Origin of the sequence: Oscillibacter sp. UBA6647, assembly GCA_002455655.1 — a bacterium.
GTDB lineage: Bacteria > Bacillota > Clostridia > Oscillospirales > Oscillospiraceae > Oscillibacter.
In genome coordinates this window covers 1-937 of record DKLF01000120.1, presented here as the reverse complement: position 1 = coordinate 937, position 937 = coordinate 1, and the positions used below count along the sequence as shown (strand labels likewise).

Here is a 937-nt window from a genome sequence, read left to right as displayed (position 1 = left end):
GGCGACGGCCAGCAGCGCCAGATTTTTATTGAGAAGGTCGGCAGCACGGTTCATCGCTTTCATTGTACTCTCTCCTTTTAAATACGGCGGTTACTGTTCGGCTGCGAGCAGGGCCTTGCCTGCGGCGTCAGCGTCCCGCATAGCCTGCATGAATGCCTCTTTTGTGACGGGGTAGGGGGCCTTTGTCCACTCCAGAACTGTGGCGGCCTTGTCCGCGATGGTCTGGAGGTTTTCTTCCGACAGATCAATTTCGCCAAGCGTGACCGGCAGACCGATGGAGCGGTTGAAGCGCATCACACGGTCGCGTTCCTCAAACTGCTTGTCATAGGTCAGCAATGTCAGCACGCCAAAAGCCACAATCTCACCGTGCAGGTGCTTTCCGCCAGAGGCGGGAACCATTGTGGAGCCGTAATAGACACAGTGAGCCAGACTGCTGTTGTAATAATACTTTGTGGCGTCGGTGGTCAGGTTGGAGACGATGCCCGTGGACATTACGATGGCCAAGGAGACTTGCTCCAGCGCATAACCGGGAGTGTTTTGACGGCACTGTTCCATGGCTGTGGCGCCGTATTCCACCATGGGGTTTGTGCAGGAGTGGGCAAGCTGGGCGCCCAGCAGCGTGGTGTGAAACAGCTTTTGCCCACGGGAGGCCAGCTCCACCTCGCACTCCTTGGACAGCCCGTCGCCGATTCCGGCCCACAGCAGGGCCTCCGGCGCTTCCGCGACAATTTTCGTGTTCAGGAACGTATGCTCGGGACAGCGGGTGGGGTAGAAGTAATCCCGGAAGGTGTCGTCCGGATTGTAAAACACGCCGATGGCAGTGCAGGCCGCGCAGTTGGAAGCGATGGTGGGGAAGGTAAACAAAGGCTTGTCCAGATGCTCTGCCACGGCCTTGCAAGTGTCCACTGCCCGTCCTCCGCCCACGGCGAAAATCATG

The 937-nt window shown here is 58.4% G+C and carries 1 protein-coding gene; it reads right to left on the bottom strand.

The window, feature by feature from the left end; genetic code table 11:
* Positions 1-90: 90 nt before the first annotated feature.
* The coding region (locus B2W96_RS08885; protein ID WP_293009935.1) for an iron-containing alcohol dehydrogenase family protein at positions 91-937 on the bottom strand (847 nt) is incomplete at its 5' end.